Here is a 26,990-nt window from a genome sequence, read left to right as displayed (position 1 = left end):
ACTGATTGGGTGAGACTCAGGTAAAGAATCCAAGGCGATATATACTCGTGGCCTCATGTTGTTAGGACTGAACGAAGTACTGCGAAACACGCCAGGCGAGGCTTGCAGCACGAGGCACGGGTCGGGGAAAAGATTTTATGCCTACCTTAGCTGGGGCCTGGCGGATCCTCGCGATCTTCTCCGGTTAGAACATCCGCTTCTTGCATTTCAAGTGCCTGCAGCTCGGTTAGAATACTTTGTAGCGCCTGCCGGCGTTGCAGTAGTCCCTTCTTGGGCATGTCTCGCGATTGGGGCTCCTGAGCCGATTCCGGCAAATTTACCAGCGCTTCGGCTTCCGCTATCGTGGCATATTTGTAAGATTCCATGTACGGATGATTGGTTCCATATATTTTGGTCAGGATGTCTTCGGTGTCGGCGTCGAACTGATCGAAGACGGGATCCACAACCGTATGATGGGCGAGGCTTTCAAGCTTATCGATCTGCGATTTGAGTGCATCGCTTCGGGATTGTGCATGATACATGGAGTTCACTTCCGTCATAACTTATCCTTTCCTGATGGTCTTCGCATGCCGTTCTTTGTATATCTTTCTTTCATTGGTGGCGCAGTTAGGTATTCCCCTGGAAAGGGAGGACATTTTATAGCTCCGATGGCATCCCAGGGCATTGCCTAGTCAAGACCAGCACATCGGTCATGCTACGCTTGGTGTTATGTCGTGATTACTATAATAATGGGGGTCCATCCCTCCCAGGAGGACAGGATGAAAACGAGCGCGGCCTTCTTGATTCCGATACTTTTCATGGGCGGGGTTTCATGCGGACCAACTACCGATACCCTTCAAGCCCCCTTTGACATTACGTCTAGCACCTCACCGGGCAACAGTGCGCCGACCGGGCCTGCCAAAGCTCGTCAGCAATTGGAACGGTTTGTCGGATTTGCCTACGAGAGTGTCAGGGGCGATATTGCGCAGGGCCGTGGCGAATATCTGACATCCCTAGCGGTCGCAGGCGGAATTCCGACCCATGCGCGGACAGCATTTCAAAAGGAGATGCAAAGCCTCTATGCGGTGCTCTATGATCCGCTCTTATCAAGGAAAGAGTCGTGGACACTGGTTGTCAACCATGCCTGGTCGGCGGGCTATGGAAAGAATGACACGACACAGAACCTTTCCACAGCAAGCGGTTTACAAGCCAACGTGGCAAGGCGGTTGTAAAATGTGCAAGGCCGATAATTGAAACAGTTAATACTGTCAGCCATGGATCGACAAATTATCCCTCCTCCGGCCAGAACACAGAACCATGGTTCCCATTTGAGAAGAAGAATTAGTGTCGCCAGCTCACCGTGTGATTATGCCGGACGGTCGATATAGAAGTTATCTGTCACGCCAAGCCCATAGCATTTTCTTCATGAGTAAAGACATCGTCCATTTTGAGTGGCATCTGACTCCGCGAGGCTGGGTACGAGGGGATTGGTCTGCTAATGAACCTCTTCACTCACGCGTACCTCCGCCAGCCGATCGTCTTGAAACATGGGTGACGACAGAAACCACATACGACATGCAGTTCGCAAAAGCAGACAGGAAATGGTCACTCGCATGGGCATCTGCGCAGCACAGTGAACTTGAGCGAAGGACATTACGGGGAAGGATTCGTGTCCTTGCTCCGGAGTCGGAGACTGCCAAACCCATTCCCTCGGACTTTCCACTGAATTAGGTTTCAGTTGTTTTACCACCCCTTCCCTCACTGCCTCCATTTCGGAAGGTTGGGGACCCCTTTCCGTTGGGCAGCAATCTGGCTTCGGCTGCCTACTCCCGCAATGAGTACAGCCTCTCCGAACAGAAGTCCACAGTATCGCCCGGTCGCAGGGGCAAATCTCGAATCGTCTAAAAGGACGGTGGATTTGGTCCGGACGTGAAGGCCCTACATTCCAGCCATGACAATCGACCTTGCCCATGTTCCTTATTGCCTCACACTCTCCACCTCTCGTCCAAGGAATTTCCCCCGTTACAAATTCGGTAGCTCTACGCGACAGTAAATACTGAACGGAGGGCCTCAATGGAAGTTCGATTTCTATCGATGCTAGTGGGCGGACTATTGGGTTCCGGACTCGGCTCGGCCTCCCCAGCCGATCCCATGGCTCAAAAAGAAACTCATCCAACCATTAACGAGCATCTCATGCACGACCCTATCACGGGTACCCTGACGAGAAAAGAAGGGACCTTAGTGAGAAAAGAGGGTGAATATTACTACATCATGGACAACGATGGCATGATCCAAAGAATCCATGTCGATAAAAGAACCAAGTTGGACAAAGTGGTGACGGGCGACTTGGTTAAAGCCTATGTGACAGACCAGGGCCTTACGACGACGTTGCAGCGGGATAATTAAGGGGGGCTCAGGGTGAGAATGAAGGAGCTGTCCGTGAGATTCCCGCTCGTGGTTTTTATCGTAGTCATCGCCTACTGCTCGGTGCTGGTTCCTCCGGCTTGGAGCCAGGCACCTCCTGACATACAGCTTACCGCCGCAGCTGCCACGATCCTCTACTTCCCGTTTAAAGCGGCATTCGCTCTGGGGGGTGGAATCGTTGGTGGACTCGCCTATGTATTTTCTGGATTTTGCCAGACGGCGGCGAAAAGAATCTGGATCCCGTGCATCTATGGAACCTACATTATTACGCCGGAGCATCTCAGTCGTGATCGTCCGGTACGTTTTCTTGGCGCTGAACCGGAAATTGGGTGGATGCGTGCCAGTCCAGCGCCGACACATAGCTGAAGGGAAGAAGCCCGTGTGCACGGTACGAACACGTTCATATTGCATACCACTGGGTGAAATCAGGACGGAAAAGAAGTGTGCACATCCTCGGTGTAGGTGTTCCGCGCCGGCTGGAAACGAATTCTGCTCTGCCGAATGCCGAACGACCGATAAGGAGGGAAATGCTTGCTTCTGCAAACATCCGAGTTGTCCCGGATAAATACTCACACCGTCTCCGCCAATTCATTGAAGGTCATGCGTAAACGGCGCTACTGTCGAGAGCCAATGACCAAATTGTCACCCAGGACGTTCAACTGGGAGTGCCGTTATTTACCAGGAATGCATTTCTGCGAATAAGGATTCCATGCTCACTCCGCCAATCTGCAGACCCCGCCAGCCGTCATTGGTTCAAGCAGCGTGAACAGGTACAGTCGCTAAGGCAATTCAGGCACTGTTTCAAGTAGCTCAGAGGTGCAGTAACGCACAACTTCCGCTTCCTCTCTGGTAAGTTGGTCGCCGAGGGTTTCTTCCATAACCAGGGTGCGAGCAATGCGGACGATCCTCCACACGGGGAAACGCTGTAGCATGGTGAACAATGGCGCTGTATCAGCTGCCAGAGTGAGTCCATCGCGGGGAAGGATCGTCGCTTCGCTGTAATTAAGCTCAGAAAATATATGGTTTACGAATTGTGGTTCTTATGCTAAAACCTCGCCCATGGAAAACGTGCGGCCAGAAGTTAAAAAGTTCATGCAATCATGCGAGCGTTTATTTGGCTTCACGCATGAAAGTGGAAGACTCACATCGGATGAGTGCCAACTTCTTGAATATTACGTAGAGGAACTTCAGCGGCAGATAGCACCCGTCTGTGCTAAACCACAAGCGCATTGCCAGGATACTCCTTCACTCTCGACTCAACCTTAAGTCACCTTCAATGGCCATGCAGATAATAGACGATCTGCGGCGGGCACCCCCAAAAATCTCCGCCCTTTTTCAAGGACGGAGGAACGCCGTGTCGTTCAAAATAAGGGAGCCGAAGAGCTTCGCCAGCTGTCAGATTTCCTGGGATGTATAGCTAACGATCTCATCGCGAAAAACTCAGCATTGCGGCTTGAAGAGCGAGGGATCTTCTCAGCTGATCCGACTTTCGCTAGAAGCTGTGACAGCGCCCGCTACTGTGGAGATCGCCCAGGCAACTTAGACGAAGAGGATACGAGATGATACGGCCCATCTCGGCGGCAAGGTTTGAAGCACTCTGTTTCATGCGACGATCTACGGCCAAGCTCTATGCAGAAGAAAAGGAATGGTATGCGGACCAGAGCGAGAGCGTTCTTGGTACGGTCCTCTTGGACAGGATAGACCATGACTAGAGCTACGTTGTTCTTGGACGCAATGAACTAGTCAGATTCTCCGCCATCGACCAAGATGTGAGTCTTCCTACAGCAGATAAGGCGAGAGCATCGCTTCATGCAAAGATGCGTGAATATAGTGCTGCGGGCCAGACCATATTCCCTCAAGGGCTCGACCGAAAAGGACAGCAGACATTTCAACTCTTTCATCCGATCTTACCAAACAAAAAACAGCATCCTGACTTCACGATGCTTTCTACGTCGCACTGAAGATAGTTGATGTACTGTCGACTCGTCATGCAGGGACAAGAAATATTATCAAAGGGTTTATGGGAGAGTTTTGAGGAATCTGTAGCCTGTGTGCACCATATGGGCACTGGAGAATTTCAGGAATAGCATAAGCGAGGTTTGATAGTCCCAACGGAATTCGAACTCGTGTTTGAATTCGACGACGACTTCGCCATTTATTATCATTGGTTTCGCCACTTTTTCCCAAGTCGGGAGCGGTTCTTCATCTTTTAGTCCGCAACTCCACGTTGACAAGTTTTATTTCTGTGAGATCCGTGAGCCGCGGACACCAACGTGTGCCGGCACGCCATAAGGCCGAGTCCAGTTGGTTGTAGATCGTCCCCGGGTGCTCATAGTGAATGCCATAGGCGTATGTGGCCGCGCGTCGACACGGGAACACGAACGACTTCGCGGAGTCGCCGGACTCCACCTCGAATCGTGTCACGGTCAGGTCAAACGTGAGCCGGATTTTGAACCAACAATGAGCATGATGGTCGTCGACCAGCATCGATTGCTGATAGCACTGCAACACATCACGGACGGTCACCATGGTCAACGACGTGTTTCCCGAGAAGACCTCGGCTCGCTTGTCGAGCACCAAGGCCTTGGCCAGGGACAAGGCATGTCCTACTTGAATCGGGTTCAGGAGGTCAAACGCCGACTCATAAATGGTGATGTTGGGATCTACCTTGAATTCGCGTAGGGAGCCCCGTTTGGCCAACTCAAGGCTCCAATAAAAGTCCACGGCCTGGGACTGGCGGAAGCGAAAGGTCACCAGGTTCATAATTCAATCCCTCCCGTCACCACGGGTAGCTGGATTTGGAACCTTCCGAAAAAGATACTCGGTCACGGCTGCTTGGAGGTATTTATCCGGCCGCGACAATTACGATGAGATTCAAAATAGCGGCCGGCATGAGCGAGCTTGGTGTGGTGGTCCCAACGGGATTCGAACCCGTGTTTAAGCCTTGAGAGGGCTCCGTCCTAGGCCAGGCTAGACGATGGGACCATCCCGGAACCGCCCGAACGATGAACCGTAGCATAAGCGGTTTTCTGTTTGCAACGAAGCGCCACTCATTCGCAAGGGCAAGAGGGTTTGAGAACGTCCATTTGGGCCTACTGTACCTGGCCATAATATGCCCAGGTCCTCGAGGCGCATACCCTTGACAGAGCTGCACAAAAAGCCTAGCCTCCCTAATGTTTTAGTGACGCTCCGTGTGGGATTGCGAAACTCCACAGGACCTGGAACCACGTGACTTCGAGGCTCGCATGGATGATCCGGCGGCGTTCCGCAGGACCGAATCCTTTGATCGTACGGCAACGGCGGGGGTACTCCCCAGGCCAGGACTTGAACTGCGGATCGGATCCAACGTTTTTCGCCGCACCAACGGTGTGGTCACGATCCACGGGAAAGAGCAACTCGTCATTGAAGCCAAATCGGAGCAGCGACTGCTTCTCGTCACGCTCGATCTGTATAACGAGCACGGCACCCGCATTGCGCACCTGCGCCGAAATGTCCTCACGTTGAATGAAGGTGAACGGTTCGCTGTCGATGTTCGGCTCGGCCAAAGTCTGTCGCCGGCCGACATGCCGTCTGTTCGCCTGAGAGATTTACAATCGGGACACCTCGTGTTCGAAGCGCGGATGGCATCGGACTCCAGAGTCGACCTCATCTGCGGGAGATTGCACTCGCACCGGGGCATCCCGGTGGAAATCACCTCTCACTACTGTCGAATCGGCTCCCACACAACCCTGTTTCGGGAGATCGTCGAAGCCCGAGGCGGTCCCGCCATTCTCGGTTGACCGCAGTCGGTCTTTTCACATACCCCCTCGGCTCAGACATATTCTTCATCTTTTCAACCTTCTCCTGGGACGCGATACCCGCTCCCTCATGCCGCGGAAAAGCAGGAACCGTTGTGCCGTTCCTCCTGCTTTCCTTAGAATAATCCCATGACCGATCTCCCCACACCTACCGTCCAAGCGTTTCTCGTCTGCGATCAAGTCATTGAGGACAGCTTGACGAAAAAGAAAAGCTTGATCGGAATCTTCACACATCTGCAGACAGCGGCCTTCCCCTTCCAGCATCAGCAGATGGGGCTCTATTTCTGCCTCACCGACGCGGAAGGCCCGTACCATTTCGATATCGAATTGGTCTACCTCAACTCCGAACAGCTTATCTGCAGGGCCACGCTTCCCAACATCGAGATCAGCGATCGCCTCCAGATTTCGGATTTCGGGATCAATATTCCTCTCTTGATCTTTCCCGCGCCTGGTCGGTATGAATTCCGGTTGCGAATGGACGGACATCTCATCGCCCAAAAAGACTTCCATGTCATGCAGGCGTCAGGCGACTCCGCCACAGAACCTTCCGCTTAGCCGTCGCCCCCCATTCCTCCCATCGGCTCGTCTATGGTAGAACTCCCTTGAAGCTTGGCCATGAAACCATGACTCTGCCGAACCGTTCGCACAGAAATTCATCATGACACCAGAGTCCTCGCATTCATCGAATTTCATTCGGGAGCTGGTGGCGACCGATCGTGCCGCCGGCAAGCACGGCGGTCGCGTGGTCACCAGATTTCCTCCCGAGCCCAATGGCTATCTTCATATCGGGCATGCCAAGTCCATCGCCCTCAATTTTGGGATCGCCCATGACAGTCCCGGCGGGATGTGCCACCTGCGATTCGACGACACCAACCCGACGACTGAAGACCCTGAATATGTCCAAGCCATTCAGGAAGATGTCCGCTGGTTGGGATTTGATTGGCATGGGAAGATGTTCTACGCATCGGATTATTTCGAGCAGCTCTATACCTTTGCCACAGGCTTGATCAAAAATGGGAAGGCCTATATCGACAGTCTCACGGCCGATCAAATCCGCGAATACCGCGGCACCCTGACCGAGCCAGGCCGCGACAGTCCCTTTCGGACTCGGTCCATCGAGGACAACCTCGATCTGTTGGCGCGTATGCGGGCGGGAGAGTTTGCCGACGGCGCGCATGTCTTACGCGCAAAAATCGATATGGGCTCGCCCAACATTAACCTACGAGACCCGATTCTGTATCGCATCCGACATGCCACGCATTATCGGACCGGCACGGGGTGGTGCATCTATCCGTCCTATGATTTCGCGCATCCGTTGTCCGACGCCATCGAAGGCATCACCCATTCCCTTTGCACCCTTGAATTTGAAGACCACCGTCCCTTGTACGATTGGGTCGTCGCTGAAACCGGCGCTCCCCATCGCCCTCAGCAGATCGAATTCGCCAGGCTGAATCTCACTTCCACCGTGATGAGCAAGCGGAAGCTCCTGGAACTGGTCGAGAAGAAACTGGTGAACGGCTGGGATGATCCGCGCCTTCCCACCTTGAAGGGCCTCCGGCGACGAGGCGTGACGCCTGAAGCGATTCGGGCCTTTTGCGAACACATCGGGGTGGCTAAGCGGGACGCCATCGTCGAGATGCAGCTGTTTGAACACTTCATCCGAGAAGACCTGAATAAACAGTCGCCACGCGTGATGGGAGTGCTCCGACCGTTAAAGGTGGTGATCGACAATTATCCGGAAGGCGTCGTTGAAGAACTCGATGCCGTGAATAACCCCGAAGACGCTGCCGCCGGAACTCGGAGGGTTCCCTTCTCACGGACGCTCTACATCGAGCAAGACGATTTCCGCGAAGATCCACCCAAACAGTTTTACCGCCTCGCGCCCGGCCGGGAGGTCCGGCTCCGCTATGGATACATCATTCAATGTGTGAGCGCGACGAAGGATCCTCGGACCGGGGCGGTTACCGAACTGCACTGCACGTACGACCCTGAGACAAGAAGCGGCTCGGCACAAGAACAGCGCAAGGTGAAAGCCACCATTCACTGGGTGTCGGCGCCACATGCGGTCAAAGCAGCCGTCCGGCTCTATCATCCGCTTCTTCTCGCCGACCAGGCCCAGCCTCCGATTGAACAGGATTGGACTCGATCCTTGAATCCTCACTCACTTGAGCTCCTCAGCGGCTGTGTGGTTGAGCCAAGCCTCCGTTCAGCCGCACCCGGCTCCCGCTTCCAATTCGAACGACAAGGATACTTCTGCGTGGACCCTGATTCCTCACCCGAGAGACTCATTTTCAACCGGACCGTCTCTCTCAAGGATGCATGGGCCAAAATCGAGAAAACCCAGCAAGCCCCTCGGCGCTGAAGACCTTCATGCTCTGCCCGATCTGTCGCCGGCCAACCACGTGGGAAGGAAATAGCTGGCGCCCATTCTGTTCTGAACGTTGTCAGGTCACGGACTTGGGAACATGGGCGGCAGAACAGTACCGCATTCCCGGTTCGCCGCTCACCACAGACACCGACGTTCCTGAATCGACCGACGACGGCAAGACGAACGACCGCACTTAAGCACCTCCCAATTCCACCGTCCCGCGGTCTAGGATCACCCAAGGACCCGCTGCTATCGGTGACACCAAAAATATGCCGCCTTTGCTGTTGGCAAGTCCCGTTGAACTTGCTAAGGTCGTATTGTTTGCTCACCTCTCGAAGGAGAACATCCATGCTTGCGACTAAAGGCTACGCGGCGATGGCCGCCAAGGAGAGTTTACAGCCCTTCTCCTTTGAACGACGCGATGTCGGTCCCCAGGACGTCCTGATTTCGATCTCGCACTGTGGGATCTGCCACTCAGATATCCACCAGGCCCGTAACGAATGGGGCATCTCTCTCTTTCCCATGGTGCCCGGACACGAGATCATCGGAACCGTCGCGCAAGTCGGCAAGGCGGTGGCCACTTTCAAGGTGGGGGATCGAGCCGGCGTCGGCTGCTTCGTGGATTCCTGCCGAACCTGCACGGCTTGCCGCGAAGGTCTGGAACAATATTGCGACGGCGGCACAGTCTGGACCTACAGCGGACAGGATCGAGCCGGACGGATTACTCAGGGCGGCTACTCGTCTCAGATCGTGGTGAATGAGAACTATGTCCTCCGAATTCCCACGACACTCTCACCGGCGGGAGCGGCCCCGCTGCTCTGCGCCGGGATTACGACCTACTCCCCCCTGCGCCAATGGGGTGTCGGGCGTTATCATAAACTGGCCGTCATCGGCCTCGGTGGGCTTGGCCACATGGCGGTCAAAATTGCCAGGGCGATGGGAACCGAGGTCACGGTATTCAGCACATCGGAGAAAAAACGGGAAGATGCGAAGCGGCTGGGTGCCGCGAACTTTGTCGTGACATCAGAGCCTCAGGCCTTTACCAAGCTCCAGGGGTATTTCCACTACATCCTCGACACGGTCTCGGCTCCCCATGATTACAACGCCTATTTGAACCTCCTCAAGACGGACGGCACCATGATTCTCGTAGGCGCACCCGAAACGCCGACTCCGGTCCAGGCCTTCTCGCTCATTTTCAAACGGCGGCGTTTGGCCGGCTCGCTCATCGGCGGGATCAAAGAAACGCAAAAAATGCTCGACTTCTGCGCGCAGCATCAGATCGAGTCGGATGTTGAGGTGATTCCAATCCAACAGGTCAATGAAGCCTATGAACGAGTGCTCCGCGGCGATGTGAAGTTTCGATTCGTAATCGACATCGGCACGCTGACGTAACTCCTACACATCGGCGACGCAGTCACTGAGGTCAGCTTGCCCCTTTGTGTCTCCTCAGGTAGAGTAGACAGCATGATAACGGTTGGACAGAGGCGCGAGCGATCGCTCGCCATGCAGGGTGACGGAACATTGCTGGCAGAAGGTGCCCGCTTCAGCGAAACCATCGCACATCTGGCCAACAGTACGTTTATTCCGAAAGGTGTGTACCGTTTTCAATCGCACAAGGACGCCAATAAACAACAAGAAGACTCGTTGGTACGGGGCATGGGACGATTGGCAGCCGAGCGAGAGTAAATGGAGGAGTACAGCCGACCCGCTACGCTCGATGATCTCAAGACCCTCTTACGTTCCCTCAATCAACATCACATCGACTATTTCTTGATCGGTGGGTATGCGCTGGCCGCCATGGATACCACCGGGCGACGACTGACATTCATCGTGGTTCCGGCCTCCGCCACGGCGGGACAACGGGTCAAGGACGCGCTGTTGATCCTTCCCGATCACGCTGCCAAAGAGATAGAACCTGCCTGGTTCGAAGAAGGTGAAAATATTCGGGTCGCCGATGCGTTTGTCGTGGATGTCATGCTGAACGCCAATGGCATGACATATGACGCACTCCGTCCATACGCAGAAACTATCGAGTTCGAGGGGATCCCGGTGAAAACCATCAATCTGGAAGGACTACTCCTCACCAAACAAACGCTTCGTGAAAAGGATGTTCCGGATCGAATCATCTTAGAACGCGCCCTTGAAGTGCTTCGTGCCTCACGCCGAGAGACTGAGTCGAAGTAATTTCGGGCCTCGTTTGCGACCCATGTCAAGTCTCGCTTCTACTCACCGATTTTTCTCTCGACAGCAATAGACCGCTCTTCTCCCGCTCACACGCGCCGATTATTATCCCGACTCTATTATTCGATGGATCTTGTGTGCACAGAACCGAGCACCTGGTAAAGATTGCAGTGGCCCAAAGTCTGACAGGGATACAATAAACCCGAGTGCTGGTTGGTCACCAAGCCGTCAAGATTCTCATGGAAGTATCAAAGGGAACTGAGGTTTTCCGGCAGCGTTTTATCAAATTGACGAGCATGCAGAAAATCGCGAGTGCTGGGGGATGCGTCGTAGAGGTCTTTGACCAGCGCCAGCAGTGCCGGCTTCGACTGCTCGTTCAGATGACGGCGAATGGCCGACCAGCCGGCAGGCTTCTCCTCGCTTGTCATAATTCATCCTGTAAGGTGCGGCGGAGCATGGAGTGAAAGAGATCATCCAAGCGGCGGTGGGAGGCGGCTTGCTGAGTTTCCAACGCCCGAATCTCGGCGACGGGGGATAATGAGTCCTTCGATTGTTACCAATTGGAATCGAGTCCACGGGCTCCGTTGCCTCATGGCAGCCTCCCCTTTCTTTCTGCAGGCCTTATCGCTGGCACCATCGGTCCTCGTGTAGCATGCGATCTCCTACCACTCGTCATTTGTTCGGCTCTCAATCAATCGCGCACAACAATACCAGCACAAGTTTGGCACCTCAATAGCTGAAGTCGGTGCCGCGCCTGAGGGTTTAGGGGAAATGGCTGGGGGACTAGGAATCGAACCTAGGTAGCCGGCTCCAAAGGCCGGCGTCCTACCGCTAGACGATCCCCCAGCGCGGTACGGTGATATTTCGTGATGCGGAAACAAGAAGAGAGAATTTTTGGCTGGGGGACTAGGAATCGAACCTAGGTAGTCAGATCCAGAGACTGACGTCCTACCGCTAGACGATCCCCCAACCGGCGTTCAACGTAATATAGGACCGCTCAATCCGTCAAGCCTGGCAGACTTTCGCGCGCTCAATTCCTGCCTTCAGCCGAACGAGGGTGCGTTCGCGTCCAAGAACCTCCATGACTTCGAAGAGCCCCGGGCTTGCCGTCCGTCCGGTCAAGGCGACCCGAACTGGCTGGGCTAACGCACCCATCTTGATGCCTTCTTCCTCGACGAGCTTCTTGAAACTCTCTTCCCACACCTGTTTGGAAAAGATCGGAAGCGCCTCGAATCGTGCCAGAAGCTTCTGCAGCAACGGCACGGTCGTCGGGGTGAGAAATTTCTTGGCAGCTTCCACCTCGAACGTGGCCTCTTGCCCAAAATACGGCCTGACCCAATCCACCATGTCGACCAAGGTCTTCGCCCGTTCTTTAACCAATATGATCAATTGCGCAAGCCATTCGGCTGACACTGTGCGCAGTTCGTCCTTCAAACCCGCCTGTTCCAGGTGGGGCACGAGCGCTTGTGCCACCTCGCTCGGTGGACTCGTCTTGATATATTCGGCGTTCATCCAGAGCAACTTGTCCGGATTGAAGACAGCCGCCGACGTTTGCACATGGTCCCACGAAAACTTTTCGATCAGCTCTTGCCGAGTAAAGAGCTCTTGATCCCCGTGCGACCAGCCGAGACGGACTAAATAATTGACCATGGCCTCAGGAAGATAGCCCATGTCTTTGTAGGCCATGATCGAGGTCGCCCCATGGCGTTTGGAGAGCCTGGTCTTATCGGCGCCTAAAATCATCGGCAGATGTCCGAAACGCGGCGCGGCAAACCCCAGCGCCTCGAAAATGGGAATTTGGCGCGGCGTGTTCGTCAAATGATCGTCCCCTCGCACCACATGGGTAATGCCCATCAAGGCATCATCGACCACGACTGAAAAGTTGTAGGTGGGATACCCGTTGGACCTGAGAATGATCACATCATCCACGACGGCATTGTCGAAGACGACCTTTCCCTTGATGAGATCATCGATCACCGTCTGGCCTTCTTGCGGGGCCTTGAATCGAAGCGCGGCATCTCCTGGCGAACAGACGAGCTTCAAATTGCGACAGCGCCCGTCGTAGCGAGGCGACAAGCCCTTGGCCTCGGCTTCTTTTCGACGAGCGTCCAACTCTTCAGCCTTGCACACGCACCAGTACGCCTGCCCCGCCTCAAGCAACTTCATGGCGTGAGCTCGATACAAGTCCATCCGCTCTGTTTGACGGAATGGCCCTTCATCCCAATCGAGCCCGACCCATTGCATGCCTTGCAGGATGGCCTGAATGGATTCATCGGTCGAGCGACTTTGATCGGTGTCCTCAATGCGAAGGATGAACACACCCTGTTGTTGGCGCGCGAAGAGCCAATTGAACAGAGCCGTCCGCACTCCTCCTATGTGGAGAAACCCCGTCGGACTGGGGGCAAACCGAACGCGAACCTGACGCATGACCATGCCGCCCTTTCTTCATACACGACACACCAAGCATCTATACCATGCTGTGAAAATCCTTGTACATCGCCTTGCCACTTTCATCTCCCGGCGGCATCTGCTATGACGGAGCCGCGAATCGATTATGGCGGAACTCACGCAACCGGCCACGGTGCTCGCGGTCACCGATCTCACGCCCCACGTTCGCCAACTCGTCGTCAAACCCAAAACCAGCAAAATTTCCTTTCAACCGGGACAGTGGGTCTCCCTCAAGCTGCCGGTGGGACCGACTCCCCCGCTCAACCGCGCATACTCCATGGCCGACCCTTCGTCGCCGTACGGGGAATTAACGCTGGTATTTGATCGTGTCCCAGGCGGGCTGGGCTCCAATTATCTCTATGAGTTGAGGTCCGGAGACGAGGTTGCTTTGTCGGGCCCCTACGGAAATTTTGTCCTGCCCAGACCGTTCGATCGAGAGCTGCTGCTGATCGCGCGCTATACGGGGCTTGTTCCGATCCGGTGCCTTCTCAAGCAGATGTTTTTTTCAAAAATCCAAACTCCGGTCTTATTGATTGCCGTGGCGCCCCATGAAGACGAAGTCTTGTTCCATCAAGAATGGCTCACGATGACCATGCAGTACCCCTCGTTCCGCTATCTTCCGCTGGTCGCTCAGAACGGGGAGTCGGACGCCGTGGATAAAACCAAGTCCATGCTCACGCCGCTGGTCAAGGGACAGCCCAAAGTCGTGCCCATGATTTGTGGAACCAAAGCATTCGTCCGTCCCCTGCGTGCCTATTTTATGGAGGAAGGCTATGACCGAAAGGACGTGAAGATAGAGACATACGACTGAAAACGCTATTGGTGCATCGTTAATCGCCGGATTCTTCTCTTGCGTTTAATCAATACCGTTTAACGATTGACGCTTCACGAACGGACGAATCAGTGCCCCTCTCGCACGAGATTTTTATTCACGGCTGGAATTTCGACGACGATATCCTTGGTTCCATTCGGCACACACTGGCATCCCAGTCGAGACTGGAGTGTCGTCATGGGAGCTTCATCCAGCTGATCATACTCATCGTCCGTGCCTTCATTGCAGGTTTCCAGCCCCTGTTTCACGATCACATGACAGGTTGAGCAGGCGCACACCCCACCGCACACATGTTCCAAATCCACTCCATGTCCCATCGCGATATCCAAAATGCTCCCCGGGAGCCCAGTGGCCCCGTAGGGAAGCCTTTCCGGATTAACCGCGACCGTGGTGGAACTCCCATCTGGTTGGATGAATGTCACGGCATAGGAAACTTGGGGAAGTTCATATTGAGCCTGTTGAATATAAGGGTTTGTGCCACCCATTGCCTGTTCCTTTCTAGGTGAGTGCTGGACTCCGGCTGAGTATTGACACTTGAGAAACCTGCATGCTACTCTTAATACGACCAGATTGATCGGAGATCATTATAGTCTCCGATCGAAGGAATCGGCAATAGCAATGTTAAAGATTTCAAAAAAGGCTGATTATGCGCTCATGGCGCTGCAGCACATTGCGTCGGTCCAATTCGGCGATGTGACGCCCGGCCGTGTGGTGAATACGAAAGAGATTGCCGAGGAATACAATATTCCCTTGGAATTGTTGGCGAAGGTCCTGCAAGTTCTCTCGAAGCACGGCCTCATCGAAAGCCACAATGGTCCTAAGGGAGGGTATCTCCTGGCACGCAGAGCCAGAGAGATCACGATTGCGCAAATCATCGAAAGCATCGAAGGCCCGCTTGCCATCACCGACTGCTCGCACGAAAAAGATGGCGATTTCTGCATGCAGCGCGAGCATTGTAACATCCGCACGCCGCTCCTGAAAATCCAAGACAGCATCTATCAGTTACTGAACAACATGACGTTGGGAGATATGATGGGCGGTACGCCTCTTATTACAATTCAGTCTCCCTCGGCACAAGGAGTCGAACGATGAAGCTTCCCATTTTCCTCGACAATCATTCCACTACTCCCATGGACCCACGAGTTCTGGAGGCGATGCTTCCGTATTTCGTCGAAAAGTTCGGCAACGCCGCCAGCCGCAACCATGCATTCGGCTGGGCCGCGGAAGAAGCGGTGGAACAAGCCAGGAAACAGATTGCAAAGCTCATCAAGGCCGATTCAAAAGAGATCGTCTTCACCAGCGGCGCCACTGAATCGGACAACTTGGCGTTGAAGGGTGTCGTGGAGATGTACAAGGAGAAAGGCACCCACATCATCACGTCGTCCACGGAGCATCGGGCCGTGCTCGATACAGCCAAGTCCCTTGAAGCCAAAGGGCTGGCGACTGTGACGTATTTGCCGGTCGATAAATACGGCATGGTGAACCCACAGGACGTGCAGAACGCGATCACCGACAAGACGATTCTGATCTCGGTCATGCTGGCCAACAACGAAATCGGCACGATCAATCCCATCCAGGATATCGGCAAGATCGCCAAAGCGAAAGGGATTCTGTTCCATTGCGACGCCACCCAGGGCGTCGGTAAAATTCCCGTCGATGTCCAGGCCATGGGCATCGATCTTATGTCGTTTTCAGCCCATAAGATCTATGGCCCCAAGGGAGTCGGTGCGCTGTACGTGAGAAAGCGGAACCCTCGCGTTCGGATCGCGGCCCAAATGGACGGAGGGGGCCATGAACGCGGCATGCGGTCCGGCACCCTGCCGGTTCCGCTGATCGTCGGATTCGGAAAGGCCTGCGAACTCTGCGAGCAGGAGATGTCAACGGAAGCAGCGCGGCTCACCAAGATGCGCGACCGCCTTCAAGCCGATATCATGGCAGCCCTCGAAGAGAGTTACCTCAACGGCCATCCGACGAACCGTTTGCCGGGCAACCTCAACATTTCGTTTGCCTACGTCGAAGGGGAGTCGCTGCTCATGGGCATGAAAGACATCGCGCTCTCGTCCGGTTCAGCCTGCACGTCGGCCACGCTGGAACCCTCGTACGTGTTGCGCGCGCTCGGCGTCGGGACAGAGCTTGCTCACTCCTCGATCCGTTTCGGCTTGGGCCGGTTCAGCGCCGACGATGAGATTGACTATACGATCAAGAAGGTTATTGAGGTCGTCACCAAGTTGCGGGAAATGTCCCCGCTCTATGAAATGGCGAAAGAAGGCGTGGATATGAAATCCGTTCAGTGGGCGGCGCATTAATGACGCCAGACGTGAAGCGCATCTCGCAGACCACGAACGGCGCTTCACGAACGACGAGATACCAAGGAGGTTTCTATGGCATACAGCGATAAAGTCGTCGATCATTTCAACAATCCCCGCAATATGGGCAGCTTTAAGAAAGACGATGCGGACGTGGGCACCGGGATGGTGGGGGCCCCGGAGTGCGGTGACGTGATGAAGCTCCAGATCAAGGTCCAGAACGACACGATCGTGGATGCGAAGTTCAAGACCTTCGGTTGCGGGTCGGCAATCGCCAGTTCCAGCCTGGCCACCGAATGGCTCAAGGGCAAGACCTTGGAAGAAGCCCAGAAGATCAAGAACACGGACATCGTGCAGGAGCTGAATCTTCCTCCTGTGAAAATTCACTGTTCGGTCCTCGCGGAAGATGCCATCAAAGCCGCATTGGCCGACTATCAGAAAAAGGCCGACGGACAGCCAGCCGGCACCAAGTAACAGCCACGAAGGGAGCGTCCCATGGACACAACGAATGTCGAGACCCAGGCTCCGATCATCTCGCTCACCGGCGCAGCCGTGAAAGAAATCAAGCGGCTGATCAACGTACAAGGCATTGAAGAAGGCGGACTTCGCCTCGGAGTGAAGGGAGGAGGCTGTTCGGGCTTGAGCTACACGATCAATTTTGATGACAAGATCGGACAATACGATCAAGTCCATGAGATCGACGGTGTCAAAGTGATCGTCGACGCCAAGAGCGCCATCTATCTCCAAGGCACCCAACTGGATTATCAAAAAGACATGATGGGCGGAAACTTCAAGTTTTTGAACCCGAACGCCAATAAGACATGTGGTTGTGGAGAATCGTTCTCGGCTTAATTCACTCTCTACTCACAATGCCGACGGGGCAGGGGGCATGCGCCATGCCCGTTTTTACCCATGGATAACCATCAATCATCTACCCATCCCGATACTCGTCGCCAGCTGCAGATGGCCCGGAGCATGTGCTGGCACTGTCAATCGGAAGTGACGGGAGAATACTTCTGTGACCGGTGCGTGAAAGTTCAGCCGGTCTCAAAAGAGACCGACTACTTCACCTGTCTCGGGTTTCCACGGCGCCTCCTGCTCGATCCGAAGAAGCTGGAGGCCAAGTTCTACGAACTGAGCCGGACATTCCATCCGGACTTTTATCAGACTAAAAGCGCGCCCGAACAGACCATCAGCCTCAGCAATGCCGCCGTCCTTAACACAGCCTATCGCACGCTCCGTGATCCCATTCAACGAGCGGAATACCTCCTGGCCCTGGAAACCGGCTCGGTCAAAGACATTCGTACCTCTCCGCCGGCGGATCTCTTTGAAGAAATTCTGGAACTTCAAGATACCCTGGAAGACTACCGGGCATCGGATCGCGCTTCGGATCAGGGACACCGGCTCCGCGCCGCCCTCCAAACTGAGCAGGGCGCGTTGGAGCGGCGCAAGGAAGGAATGGAATCTCAACTTCGGCAGTTGTTCGCCGACTGGGACCAGCTACAAGAGGCGGGGGAAGCCACGAGCGTGGCAAGGGTGGAACGGGACAGAATCCTGAAGCAAATGCGCGATCTCCTGTCGCATCGGACCTATATCAACAACATCGTCAACGATCTGGCGGCAACGATCAGTTGAGCAAATGTTTTGCCATAAGGCTCTCTGCTGTCGGCATCCTTCAAAGATGCTCAAACGGGTTTCCAACGAAACCACAGGGAGTGACGACCCCGAGGCGTACTTGCTCTGTACGTCGAGAGGGGACAACGACCGAGAACGAAGTTAGCAACCCTTTTCAGCCTCTTTGATATGGCACGCATCGTCGGCATCGACTTAGGCACAACCAATTCGCTGGTTGCGTACATGAAAGACGGGCAGCCCTGTGTCGTCCCGGACCGTCACGGACGGACGATGGTGCCTTCGGTCGTCGCCCTGACGGACAATGGATTGATCGTCGGAGATTCTGCGAAGGAGCATTTGACCAGAACTCCTGAACGAACGGTCTACTCCGTGAAGCGCTTCATGGGCAGGGGGTTGGCCGATGTCCAGAACGAGCTGGCCTATTTCCCATATCATGTCACCGAGACGAACGGTGTGATCCGGATCAGGCTTGGCCAGAAGAGCTATTCACCGCCACAGATCTCCGCCATGATCCTCAAGGAACTGAAGCTGCGGGCGGAGGCCTCCCTCGGCGAGAGTATCACCAAAGCCGTCATTACCGTGCCGGCCTACTTCAACGACAGCCAGCGGCAAGCCACCAAGGATGCCGGCCTCATTGCCGGGTTGGAGGTGTTGCGCATCATCAACGAGCCGACCGCGGCCTCGCTGGCCTACGGGCTTCAGGAAAAAACGCAAGGGACGATCGCCGTCTATGACTTCGGCGGCGGGACATTCGACATCTCAATCCTAAAGCTGAAAGACGGCATCTTCGAAGTGCTGGCGACCAACGGCGATACCCATCTTGGCGGAGACGATCTCGACCGCGTACTCGTCGACCTTTTCCTCGGAGATATCCGAGATCGTTACGGAATCGACATCGACCGCTACCCCGACCATATGCAGACTGTCCGGTTGGAAGCGGAGCGGGCCAAGATACGCCTGTCTGATGAGCACAAGACCGAGATTACCATCGAGCTCCCGGAAGACAAAGGACGCTTTACCAGAGAGCTGACGCGTGATCAGCTTGAATCTCTCGTGGTAGGGATCATCGAGAGCACCTTAGCGCCTTGTCGCATCGCGTTAAAAGACGCCGGGCTTACTCCACAAGACATTGATGAGGTCGTATTGGTGGGCGGTTCCACCCGCATGCCATTGGTCCGGCAACGAGTGGCAGCGCTGTTCGGAAAGCAACCCCATTGCCACTTGAATCCGGACGAGGTGGTGGCCCTGGGGGCGGCGGTCCAGGCCGACATTCTCAGCGGCGGAACGACAGATATGTTGCTGTTGGACGTCACGCCCTTGTCCCTCGGCATCGAAACGATGGGCGGCGTCATGAGCAGCCTGATCCGCCGAAACACGACCATCCCGGCAAGCGCCAAGGAGATGTTCACGACCTATGTCGACGGTCAGACCGGAGTGGATATCCACATCCTCCAAGGTGAGCGCGAACTCGTCAAAGACAACCGGAGCTTGGCCCGATTCCGCCTCAAAGTACCGCCTCTCCCCGCCGGCGTCCCGCGTATCGAGGTCACCTTTTTAATCGATGCCAACGGGATCTTGAACGTCACGGCGACGGACATGCGGACGGGCCAAAGCCAGTCGATCGAGGTCAAACCCTCCTACGGACTATCCGATTCGGAAGTGGAGCGGATGATCGAGGACTCGTTCAAGTTCGCGGCCGAGGACGTCAGCGCTCGCAAGCTGATCGAAGCTCGTTTGGATGCAGACGCTTTGCTGAAAACGATCGAAAAGTCTCTCAGCGAAGCGGAGCGCATGATCGCGCAGGAGGAGGCCGATGATATCCGCGCTGCATTGTCGCGCGTATCCACCGCAAAGGACGGAACGGACCCGCGAGCCATCCGAGCCCGCATGGTGGAACTCGAACAGGCCGCGAAGCACTTGAACGTCGTGATGCTGGAGGATTCTCTCAAGAAAGGCCTCCAAGGGAAGAAGGTATCCGAGGTAACGTGAAGCGTGCCTCTGAAGCGTATCGCGCGCTTCACGCTCCCTCGCAGACTTGTCGACGCGGGCTGAACTGGCGAAGCGGGCTTCACGAACGACGAGATACGAAGGAGTTGTGAATGGACTTGAAATGGCAAGACGCCGAAGAGATCGCCATCCGGTTGGTCGAAGAACACCCAGAGACAGATCCGCTCACCGTGCGTTTCACCGACATGCACACCTGGATCGTTGCGCTGCCGGAATTTAAAGACGACCCGAAGAAATCGAACGAGAAAATCTTGGAAATGATTCAGATGGCGTGGCACGAAGAATATCAGGATACGAAAGCATAGTTTCCGGAGTTACAAATTCCCGTCTCCGACCGGTGGTCCCTCGGGAATCTGGTCCAGCTTATAGAAATCCGTCGGATCCTGTCGACGCTGGACCGCCTGAGTCGGCTCACTCCCCTTCGTGAAGAGCTCAACCGTTCCCTTTTGCCCTTCGCCTTCCTGTTCGGACTCCAGAAGTCCTGTCGAAGAATCAACCTTCACGAAAGTCACCCCGTCCGGAATCTCGAACGGCACGACAGGAAGCTGCTTGAGCGCCTCTTTCATGAAAGTAATCCAGATCGGCAAGGCGGAGCGGGCTCCCGTTTCGCTCTCTCCGAGCGAGCGACGGTCGTCAAAGCCGACATAGACGCCGGTGACCAGATTCGGCGTTCCACCGATGAACCAGGCGTTGATGTAGTCGTTCGTCGTGCCGGTTTTCCCGGCGATCGGACGTCCCAGCACCTTCGCCGCCTGCCCGGTTCCCCGCTGCACGACATCTTCCATCATATTGGTAATCAAATAGGCGGCTTCTTTGGCGATGACTTCACGAGGCTCGGGCTCGGTCACTTCAAGGACTTTCCCCGTGTTGTCTTTGACCGATTTGACGGCAAAGGGCTCCACTCGATTTCCCTGGTTCAAGAACACCCCATAGACCGAAGTCAACTCCAGCAAGCCGACCGACGATGTGCCGAGTCCGAGGGAGAGATCCGCGGGGAGCGGACTCGTGATCCCGACCGTGCGCGAGAACTCGATCACGTTTTTCACGCCGACCTTGTCCAACAACCGAACCGTTGCAAGATTGTGCGACTGAGCCAGCGCATCCCGAAGACTCACCATGCCGTGAAACTTCCGGCCGTAGTTCTCCGGCTTCCAAATCTTGTCGTCCTCCGCCTGTTCATAGACGACCGGGGCGTCGAGAATCTGTGTGGCAGGGCTCAACCCTTGGCTCATCGCCGTCGCATAAATGAGGGGTTTGAACGCGGACCCCGGTTGCCGGTGGGCCTGCACCGCGCGGTTGTATTCACTGCGGGAGAAATCATAGCCGCCCACCATCGCACGAATCGCACCCACCTTGGGATCGATCGCAATCAGCCCTCCTTCGACGACCGGCGTCTGCTCCAATGTGAGTTGCACGCCGTCCTTGGTGAGCCGTTTCACACCGATTTCGATGACATCCCCAGGCTTCAGGAGTGACTTGAGATTCGGATTCACGGCAAAATCCACGGTGGGATCCGGTCCCTTGAGCATTCGTTTGGCCCAGGCCATGTCGTCAAACGCCAGCTTCGCGGCGAACGCGCCGACTTGCACCACATAGTGATCCTTGGCAACCCGTAAGACGACCCCTTCCCCCAGATACCCCGGTTTGAGCAGCTGATCCCCGGAGGCGAGTTCCGAAGGGCGGAACGTCGCCAAATCAACGGTTCGCCGAGGGCCTCGCCACCCTTCCCGTTTATCAAGCTCGCGAACCCCGCTCAAGAACGCCGACTCCGCCGCTTTCTGCATCTCCAAATTCAAGGTCGTGTAGATTTGGAGACCGCCCTTGTACACCATCGACTCCCCATACTTCGCCATGAGCAGTTGACGGACGTATTCGACGAAGTACGGCGCAAGATGCTCGCTTCCTGGCCGCTGGAAATTCAGTTTGTCGCGAGTGGCCGCTTCCCGTTCCGCACCGGTAATAAACCCGACTTCCTCCATCCTCGCGAGAACATGCTCTTGGCGCTTCTTCGCCGATTCATAGGCGCTGAACGGAGAAAACCGGCTGGGCGACTTCGGCAGACCGGCCAAGAATGCCGATTCGGCAAGGGTCAGGCTCCTGATATCTTTCCCAAAATACGATTGCGCCGCCGAGCCGACGCCATAAGCTCCTTGCCCGAAGTAAATTTGGTTCAGATAGGTTTCAAGAATTTGCTCTTTCCCGGACACCACTTCCATTTTGTAGGCCAAAATGAGCTCGCGAACTTTCCGCTCATAGGACCGTTCGGACGACAGAAAGAGCGCACGGGCCAGTTGTTGCGTGATGGTGCTGGCTCCCTCAACTTTCTTCCCACCATGCCGAATGTTCGTCCAGGCCGCTCGCAGCATCCCGATATAGTCCAGACCCGGATGCTCAAAAAACCTCGCGTCTTCGGTCGCAATGACCGCCTGCGTCAGCGTTTTGGGAATTTCCGGGAGCGGAGTCAGAATGCGGCGCTCGATAAAGAATTGGCCGATAGGTTGGCGATCATCGGAATAGACGGTGGTGACCAAACTCGGTTGATAATTTTGGAGCAGATCGAGCGAGGGAAGGTCCTTGGAGAAATACCAGATGACTCCCGCAACCGTCGTGGCTCCGACGATACTCAGGGCGACCAGAGCCATCAGGGTCATCTGCCACCAGCGCAGACGGCGGCGTGGCTGTTTCTGAATTTCGACGAACCGTCCGTCGCCTGCCATGAAAATTCACTCCTGTGGAAGCCGATCTGCAAGGCTGGAAAACCTTACAATGCGTCTTTTCAAAACTCAAGCAAGATGCCGATCGAGCCCGGCTCTCCGGCCTCTCCCGGATTCCGCTTTTTCTAAATTTGTCCGCCCCGAACACCGATTCTCTTAGCACCGGTACGAGGCCCCGCACAAGATCGAGACACATCAAGCGCCAAGTTCGAGTGGATTAGCACATCCAATCTTGGAGCCATGAATATTTGAAGAAGCCCTTCTTGCAGGAACGCCTCCTGAGGGAAGAGTAGCCTTCATGGCGTAACAGAGACCGCTCTCTGGTCTTTCAGCTGTCCCTGTTTCTGAAGCTCCCTTCCAAGATTATTTCGCGACCCTAGCTTGTGTGGAAGAACACAGTTCGAGTATACTGCCAAGTTTGCGCCTCATTACCAGGGCGCCTTTTTGTCATGAAGGAAGCACCGTCACCATGTCCACTGCACGCGCCCCTCAGGACCGTCGAAGTGATATTCGGAATATAGCCATCATCGCCCACGTCGATCACGGCAAAACAACCCTGGTCGATGCCGTGCTCCGCCAAACGCACGTCCATCGCAAGATCGACGATATGGGCGAGCGCATCATGGATTCGATGGATCAGGAACGGGAGCGTGGGATCACGATCCGGGCCAAAAATGCCAGCGTCATCTACAACGGGGTGAAAATCAACATCGTCGATACGCCGGGCCATGCCGATTTCGGCGGTGAAGTGGAACGCACGCTGCGCATGGTGGATGGGGTGTTGATTTTGGTCGATGCCAAAGAAGGCCCCATGCCCCAAACAACCTTCGTGTTGCGGAAAGCCTTGGCGCTCGGACACAAAGCCATTGTCGTCATCAACAAGATTGACCGGCCGGATGCGGTCATCGACGACGTCGTCAACCGCACCTTCGACCTGTTCGTTCATCTGGGAGCCACCGACGAGCAACTTGATTTCCCGATCGTCTACACGTCGGCCATTAAAGGAATCGCCACGCTCGATGTCAACAAACCGGGAACCGATATCGTCCCGCTGCTCGATACCGTGCTGGAGAAGATTCCCGCCCCCGCCATTACCGTCGATGCCCCGCTCCAAATTCTTGTGCTGGCGCTTGTGCAAGATCCCTACAAAGGCAAGATGGGGATCGGCAAGATCCAGTCCGGTTCAATTGCGAGGCGGCAGAACGTCATGGTGCTCGGCAAAAACGGCGCGCAGGCTCCAGGCAAAGTATCCGATCTCGCCGTCTATTCTGGTCTCGAACGGGCCGACACCGAACAGGCGGCGGCCGGCGAAATCGTCGCGGTGGCGGGACTCGATGACGTGAGCATCGGCGACACCATCGCCGATGCCGACAAGCCGGTTGCCCTCCCGCGCGTGTCGATCGATGAGCCGACCGTGCAAATGACCTTCTCCGTCAACAACAGCCCGTTCGCCGGGCGTGAAGGCAAGTTCCTCACCTCTCGCCATCTGCGTGAGCGCCTGTTCAAGGAACTGGAAACCAACGTGTCGCTCCGCGTCAATGAGACGGACAGCGCCGATCGCTTTCTCGTGGCGGGGCGAGGCGAACTTCACCTCTCCGTGTTGATCGAACAGATGCGACGGGAAGGCTACGAATTGCAGGTCTCCCAACCCGAGGTCATCGTCCATCGCGAAGGCGACAAAGTCATGGAGCCGTACGAAGAGCTGACCATCCAGGTTCCGGAGAACTACCAGGGCACGGTCATCGAAGAGATCGGCAAACGCCGAGGCGAGATGCGGCACATGCGGCTGATTCACTCCGATGCCGGCACGAGTGAAATGCATTTGGAATACCACATTCCGACTCGTGGCATCATGGGCCTCAAGAACGTGCTGTTGGCGAAGACCCGCGGAACCGTCATTCTGCACCATGTCTTCTCGGCCTACGAGCCGGCGGAAGAACGAGACCTCCTCGTGACCCCGCATGGCTCGCTCGTCGCCTACGAAGACGGGTCCAGCACAGGTTATGCCATCTTCATGACCCAGGAGCGGGGCGCCATGTTCATCGGCCCCGGAGTCGAGGTATACAGGGGAATGGTCGTCGGCCAAAACAGTCGGGACGAGGATCTGGATGTGAACGTATGCAAAGAGAAGCATCTCTCCAACATGCGGGCCTCCGGGTCCGATGAAGCCTTAGTGCTCACCCCTCCGCGGGAAATGACGCTGGAATTCGCGTTGGAATACATCGGAGCCGATGAGTTGGTCGAAGTCACCCCGCAAAACCTTCGTCTTCGAAAGCGGTTGCTGAATCCGGAAGACCGCCGCAAAGCCAGGAAAGCGGGGAAATGATGTCGTTCGTGAAACGTGAAAACCGTCATTGGTCAATGGTCACTCGTCATTGGCCGAAGGAATGACCGTTGACTCATGACCAGTGACTAGCTTGGCCTTGCAAGAGACGAGGAACGAGATACGGTTTTGATATGAGAATCCGCAAGAAATCGCCCAAGCCCTCCGCCAAACGGCCTCCCCTCTATTTCGTCGGCTATCGCGGGACTGCCCCGGCCACGGATGAGGTCAAGACATTGTATGAGCGGGAATACGGCGTCCCCTTGGCCATCCGCCATGAAGACGGCGCGCCTGAATCCTGGCAGGCGACGCACGGGCCTTGGTCCGCCCATGTGGTGCTTCCGCTACCGATGAGTCATGTCGCCGAAGTAATGAAACAGTTGACCTGGGAACATGAGGTCATGGGCGCCGTGGCACCGTCTATCGCCTCCCCTCGTGACATGCCCGACACGGTCCTCCTCGCCGCGCGCCTGGCCCGTTGCCTGACCCTCTTGTCGCAGGGCACGGCCTATGACGTCGTTAGGCAGGCGTACGCCAATCCCTCGGACTGGCAACCTCGCACGCTCGGGAGCTTTGTTCTGGATGACCATGTCTCCATCGTCCATGACGACACGGCTCACCCGGACCGGGTGTGGTCCTACTCACTCGGACTCAGTAAGTTCGGGTTGGACGAAGTTGAAGTGTTTGCGGCGAAAGGACTTTCCGACAGCGCGGCAAAGGACCTGTTGACAGAGTCGGCCGGCGAATTGCTGAGGCTGGGCCATTCTCCAAAGGTTGGGACAGCGCTCGACCTTCCGCTCATCGGCCGCACCATTCACATCAGGAACTATCGCACCGCTGCGCCTGCCGGACGGATGCTGGGATTCCGAGAACTTCAAACCTCGGAAGTCCGTTGATAACTCAATATGTTATCAATTCGCATCCAGTGCGAGGCCTACCAGGCCGTTGACATCCCTTCAAACCACAGGTTACAAAGTTTATGGTTCATGTGGGGTCCTGCCAATCCGAGACCTCAGTACAGCTATCACCTATACAAATAGATGTCCTAATAAGGAGGTTTGCAATGAGCGACGTAGCATCGGAAATCAAGGTGGGCGATACAGCACCGGACTTCAATCTGAAGGATCAGGACCAAAAGGACGTGAAGTTGAGCGACTACAAAGGCAAGAAGAACGTCGTGCTCTGCTTCTATCCGTTGGATTGGAGCCCTGTGTGTCAGGGTGAAAACAAGTGCCTGACTGATGACTTTCCTAAATTCCAGTCTGCCAATGCGGAATTGTTCGGCATCAGCTGCGACAGCTTCTTTTCCCACAAAGCCTGGGCGGATTCGTTGGACCTGAAGCACCGCTTGTTGTCGGACGTACACCGGACGACCGCGAAGTCGTACGGACTGTATTTCGAGCCGCTGAACTGCTCCAAGCGCGCGACCGTGATCGTCGATAAGAACGGCAAGGTCGCCTATGCGAAGGTGCAGGAAATCAAGACCGCGCGCGAAGACAAGGACATCCTTGACGCGTTGTCGAAGCTGAACTAGCCATACAGGACTGAGGACTGGGTGGATCCGAAGCTCAGTCCTCAGCACTCGTCATGAGCGGAATCGTCCAGGACGTCAGCGACGCCAACTACAAAGAATTCACCGACAGCGCCGGCGCGGTCGTCGCGTACGGCCTTGCCACCTGCGAGCCTTGCAAGGCCTACGATTCCATTCTTGAAGCGACCGCCGCGAAATTCCACGAGATCAAAATCGGCAAGGCCAAGATGCATGTGCCGGGCCGCTGTCGCGAGATCAAGAAGACCCACACGTTTGAAACATACCCCACCACACATTTCTTCGCGCATGGTAAATTATTGCTGACGCGCGAGGGAGTCGTTGAGCCGGACGAACTCGCCGCGCTCATTTCAGACCACTTACTCAAGTAGGTCGGCGTTGCATCGTGAGTGCGTGAGCCCGGAAACTCTTCCTTGACCGCTGGATC

At 55.5% G+C, this 26,990-nt stretch carries 28 protein-coding genes and 3 tRNA genes; 22 read left to right on the top strand and 9 right to left on the bottom strand.

Features of this window, described 5'->3' with window-relative positions; genetic code table 11:
- Window positions 1-146 precede the first annotated feature (146 nt).
- On the bottom strand, window positions 147-539 hold the full coding sequence (locus COMA2_RS13370; protein ID WP_090899064.1) for a hypothetical protein: 393 nt from the start codon (window positions 537-539) through the stop codon (window positions 147-149).
- Between the two features lie 219 nt (window positions 540-758).
- Here COMA2_RS13370 and COMA2_RS13365 point away from each other — a divergent pair, with 219 nt between their 5' ends.
- From COMA2_RS13365 to COMA2_RS13355, 3 genes are all read left to right on the top strand, one after another.
- On the top strand, window positions 759-1,211 hold the full coding sequence (locus COMA2_RS13365) for a DUF3015 family protein (RefSeq protein WP_175304599.1): 453 nt from the start codon (window positions 759-761) through the stop codon (window positions 1,209-1,211).
- 841 nt (window positions 1,212-2,052) lie between these two features.
- Window positions 2,053-2,385, top strand: a complete 333-nt coding sequence (locus COMA2_RS13360; protein ID WP_090899058.1) for a hypothetical protein — start codon at window positions 2,053-2,055, stop codon at window positions 2,383-2,385.
- 33 nt (window positions 2,386-2,418) lie between these two features.
- Window positions 2,419-2,769 (top strand): hypothetical protein, encoded by a 351-nt coding sequence (locus COMA2_RS13355; protein WP_090899055.1) that lies wholly within the window; start codon window positions 2,419-2,421, stop codon window positions 2,767-2,769.
- Window positions 2,770-4,605: 1,836 nt separating this feature from the next.
- Here the strand turns inward: COMA2_RS13355 and COMA2_RS13350 are convergent.
- The gene (locus tag COMA2_RS13350; RefSeq protein WP_090899051.1) at window positions 4,606-5,166 is read right to left on the bottom strand and encodes a hypothetical protein; all 561 of its coding nucleotides are present in this window, start codon (window positions 5,164-5,166) and stop codon (window positions 4,606-4,608) included.
- Between the two features lie 144 nt (window positions 5,167-5,310).
- Window positions 5,311-5,388, bottom strand: a tRNA-Glu gene (locus COMA2_RS13345).
- Between the two features lie 260 nt (window positions 5,389-5,648).
- Between COMA2_RS13345 and COMA2_RS13340 the strand changes: the two genes are divergently transcribed.
- The 7 genes from COMA2_RS13340 (at window position 5,649) to COMA2_RS13310 (ending at window position 10,752) form a co-directional block, all read left to right on the top strand.
- On the top strand, window positions 5,649-6,182 hold the full coding sequence (locus COMA2_RS13340; RefSeq protein WP_090899048.1) for a hypothetical protein: 534 nt from the start codon (window positions 5,649-5,651) through the stop codon (window positions 6,180-6,182).
- 147 nt (window positions 6,183-6,329) lie between these two features.
- Window positions 6,330-6,755 (top strand): DUF6941 family protein, encoded by a 426-nt coding sequence (locus COMA2_RS13335; RefSeq protein ID WP_090899044.1) that lies wholly within the window; start codon window positions 6,330-6,332, stop codon window positions 6,753-6,755.
- 103 nt (window positions 6,756-6,858) lie between these two features.
- Window positions 6,859-8,562, top strand: coding sequence for a glutamine--tRNA ligase/YqeY domain fusion protein (locus tag COMA2_RS13330; protein ID WP_175304598.1), 1,704 nt, complete (start codon window positions 6,859-6,861; stop codon window positions 8,560-8,562).
- Window positions 8,520-8,765, top strand: a complete 246-nt coding sequence (locus tag COMA2_RS13325; protein WP_175304597.1) for a DNA gyrase inhibitor YacG — start codon at window positions 8,520-8,522, stop codon at window positions 8,763-8,765. The genes COMA2_RS13330 and COMA2_RS13325 overlap by 43 nt, the downstream gene beginning before the upstream one ends.
- 151 nt (window positions 8,766-8,916) lie before the next feature.
- The gene (locus COMA2_RS13320) at window positions 8,917-9,960 is read left to right on the top strand and encodes an NAD(P)-dependent alcohol dehydrogenase (RefSeq protein WP_090899037.1); all 1,044 of its coding nucleotides are present in this window, start codon (window positions 8,917-8,919) and stop codon (window positions 9,958-9,960) included.
- Between the two features lie 72 nt (window positions 9,961-10,032).
- Window positions 10,033-10,254 carry a hypothetical protein gene (locus tag COMA2_RS13315; RefSeq protein ID WP_090899034.1) on the top strand — a complete coding sequence of 74 codons (222 nt, stop codon included), beginning with the start codon at window positions 10,033-10,035 and terminating at the stop codon, window positions 10,252-10,254.
- A complete protein-coding gene (locus COMA2_RS13310) occupies window positions 10,255-10,752 on the top strand; it encodes a hypothetical protein (protein ID WP_090899031.1) in 498 nt (165 codons plus the stop codon). It abuts the gene before it with no gap.
- A 245-nt stretch (window positions 10,753-10,997) separates the two neighbouring features.
- On the opposite strand, the gene COMA2_RS13305 is transcribed toward COMA2_RS13310, so the two are convergent.
- The 4 genes from COMA2_RS13305 to gltX form a co-directional block, all read right to left on the bottom strand.
- Window positions 10,998-11,177, bottom strand: coding sequence for a hypothetical protein (locus COMA2_RS13305; protein ID WP_090899026.1), 180 nt, complete (start codon window positions 11,175-11,177; stop codon window positions 10,998-11,000).
- Window positions 11,178-11,521: 344 nt separating this feature from the next.
- Window positions 11,522-11,595 (bottom strand) — tRNA-Gln (locus tag COMA2_RS13300).
- Window positions 11,596-11,644: 49 nt separating this feature from the next.
- Window positions 11,645-11,718 (bottom strand) — tRNA-Gln (locus COMA2_RS13295).
- 36 nt (window positions 11,719-11,754) lie between these two features.
- Complete coding sequence (gltX, locus tag COMA2_RS13290; protein ID WP_090899394.1) at window positions 11,755-13,176, bottom strand: glutamate--tRNA ligase; 1,422 nt, start codon at window positions 13,174-13,176, stop codon at window positions 11,755-11,757.
- 127 nt (window positions 13,177-13,303) lie between these two features.
- On the opposite strand from gltX, the gene COMA2_RS13285 reads away from it, so the two are divergent.
- Window positions 13,304-14,008, top strand: a complete 705-nt coding sequence (locus COMA2_RS13285) for a ferredoxin--NADP reductase (protein WP_090899023.1) — start codon at window positions 13,304-13,306, stop codon at window positions 14,006-14,008.
- Between the two features lie 89 nt (window positions 14,009-14,097).
- Here the strand turns inward: COMA2_RS13285 and COMA2_RS13280 are convergent, their stop codons facing one another.
- Window positions 14,098-14,514 (bottom strand): 2Fe-2S iron-sulfur cluster-binding protein, encoded by a 417-nt coding sequence (locus COMA2_RS13280; protein WP_090899020.1) that lies wholly within the window; start codon window positions 14,512-14,514, stop codon window positions 14,098-14,100.
- 133 nt (window positions 14,515-14,647) lie between these two features.
- Here COMA2_RS13280 and COMA2_RS13275 point away from each other — a divergent pair, with 133 nt between their 5' ends.
- The 7 genes from COMA2_RS13275 to iscX all read left to right on the top strand — a co-directional run bounded on the left by COMA2_RS13275 (window position 14,648) and on the right by iscX (window position 20,282).
- Entirely contained in the window at window positions 14,648-15,121 is a 474-nt protein-coding gene (locus COMA2_RS13275) for an RrF2 family transcriptional regulator (RefSeq protein WP_090899017.1), read from the top strand.
- A complete protein-coding gene (locus COMA2_RS13270; protein ID WP_090899014.1) occupies window positions 15,118-16,335 on the top strand; it encodes an IscS subfamily cysteine desulfurase in 1,218 nt (405 codons plus the stop codon). Before COMA2_RS13275 ends, COMA2_RS13270 begins: the two co-directional genes overlap by 4 nt.
- Window positions 16,336-16,410: 75 nt before the next feature.
- Complete coding sequence (gene iscU, locus COMA2_RS13265; protein ID WP_090899011.1) at window positions 16,411-16,809, top strand: Fe-S cluster assembly scaffold IscU; 399 nt, start codon at window positions 16,411-16,413, stop codon at window positions 16,807-16,809.
- A gap of 21 nt (window positions 16,810-16,830) precedes the next feature.
- Window positions 16,831-17,187, top strand: coding sequence for a HesB/IscA family protein (locus COMA2_RS13260; protein ID WP_090899008.1), 357 nt, complete (start codon window positions 16,831-16,833; stop codon window positions 17,185-17,187).
- A gap of 177 nt (window positions 17,188-17,364) precedes the next feature.
- Window positions 17,365-17,970, top strand: a complete 606-nt coding sequence (gene hscB / locus COMA2_RS13255; protein ID WP_175304596.1) for a Fe-S protein assembly co-chaperone HscB — start codon at window positions 17,365-17,367, stop codon at window positions 17,968-17,970.
- Between the two features lie 168 nt (window positions 17,971-18,138).
- Window positions 18,139-19,959 carry a molecular chaperone DnaK gene (gene dnaK / locus COMA2_RS13250; protein WP_090899002.1) on the top strand — a complete coding sequence of 607 codons (1,821 nt, stop codon included), beginning with the start codon at window positions 18,139-18,141 and terminating at the stop codon, window positions 19,957-19,959.
- Between the two features lie 110 nt (window positions 19,960-20,069).
- On the top strand, window positions 20,070-20,282 hold the full coding sequence (gene iscX, locus COMA2_RS13245; RefSeq protein WP_090898999.1) for a Fe-S cluster assembly protein IscX: 213 nt from the start codon (window positions 20,070-20,072) through the stop codon (window positions 20,280-20,282).
- A 9-nt stretch (window positions 20,283-20,291) separates the two neighbouring features.
- On the opposite strand, the gene COMA2_RS13240 is transcribed toward iscX, so the two are convergent.
- Entirely contained in the window at window positions 20,292-22,694 is a 2,403-nt protein-coding gene (locus COMA2_RS13240; RefSeq protein WP_090898996.1) for a penicillin-binding protein 1A, read from the bottom strand.
- A gap of 466 nt (window positions 22,695-23,160) precedes the next feature.
- On the opposite strand from COMA2_RS13240, the gene typA reads away from it, so the two are divergent.
- From typA to COMA2_RS13220, 4 genes are all read left to right on the top strand, one after another.
- Window positions 23,161-25,017, top strand: coding sequence for a translational GTPase TypA (gene typA / locus COMA2_RS13235; RefSeq protein WP_090898994.1), 1,857 nt, complete (start codon window positions 23,161-23,163; stop codon window positions 25,015-25,017).
- A 131-nt stretch (window positions 25,018-25,148) separates the two neighbouring features.
- A complete protein-coding gene (locus tag COMA2_RS13230; protein WP_090898991.1) occupies window positions 25,149-25,910 on the top strand; it encodes a hypothetical protein in 762 nt (253 codons plus the stop codon).
- 167 nt (window positions 25,911-26,077) lie between these two features.
- Complete coding sequence (locus COMA2_RS13225; protein ID WP_090898988.1) at window positions 26,078-26,548, top strand: redoxin domain-containing protein; 471 nt, start codon at window positions 26,078-26,080, stop codon at window positions 26,546-26,548.
- A gap of 53 nt (window positions 26,549-26,601) precedes the next feature.
- A complete protein-coding gene (locus COMA2_RS13220) occupies window positions 26,602-26,934 on the top strand; it encodes a thioredoxin family protein (protein WP_090898986.1) in 333 nt (110 codons plus the stop codon).
- The last annotated feature ends 56 nt before the right edge of the window (window positions 26,935-26,990 follow it).

Origin of the sequence: Candidatus Nitrospira nitrificans, from assembly GCF_001458775.1 — a bacterium.
GTDB classification, from domain to species: Bacteria; Nitrospirota; Nitrospiria; order Nitrospirales; family Nitrospiraceae; genus Nitrospira_D; species Nitrospira_D nitrificans.
The sequence above is the reverse complement of the archived record's forward strand: the minus strand, read 5'-3'. Positions and strand labels throughout refer to the sequence as shown.